Below are 469 nucleotides of genomic sequence, written 5' to 3' on the forward strand. Positions count from 1 at the left end.
TTTCACATCATGTCGTTTCCGTTGCCTTCGAAGTCGGCGCCCGCCGACGCATTTTCCGATTTTCCGTTGCTCGACGCCGAACCGGTGCCGCCGCGCATCGCCGCCGCGCTCGCCGCGCTGCGCGAAGGGCGCGCGGTCGTGCTGCAGGACGACCACGACCGCGAGAACGAAGCCGATCTGATCGTCGCCGCCGAGCGGCTCACCGACGAGACGATGGCGCTGTTGATCCGCGAGTGCAGCGGCATCGTCTGCCTGTGTCTGACGGACGAAAAGGTGCGCGCGCTCGAGCTGCCGCCGATGGCGCAATTGAACGAGAGCAAGAACGGCACCGCGTTCACGGTGTCGATCGAGGCACGCGCCGGCGTGACGACCGGCGTGTCGGCCGCCGATCGCGTGACGACGATCCGCGCGGCGATCGCCGATAACGCGTCGCCGCACGACATCGTGCGCCCCGGCCATGTTTTTCCGC

General features: G+C 67.8%; 1 protein-coding gene. It reads left to right on the top strand.

Annotation, left to right across the window (positions count from 1 at the left end; all coding sequences use genetic code 11):
* On the top strand, positions 1-469 hold a 469-nt coding region (locus J5M58_RS26710), incomplete at both ends, for a 3,4-dihydroxy-2-butanone-4-phosphate synthase (RefSeq protein WP_306795259.1).

The organism is Pseudomonas sp. 32_A (genome assembly GCF_017490905.1).
GTDB classification, from domain to species: Bacteria; Pseudomonadota; Gammaproteobacteria; order Pseudomonadales; family Pseudomonadaceae; genus Aquipseudomonas; species Aquipseudomonas inefficax.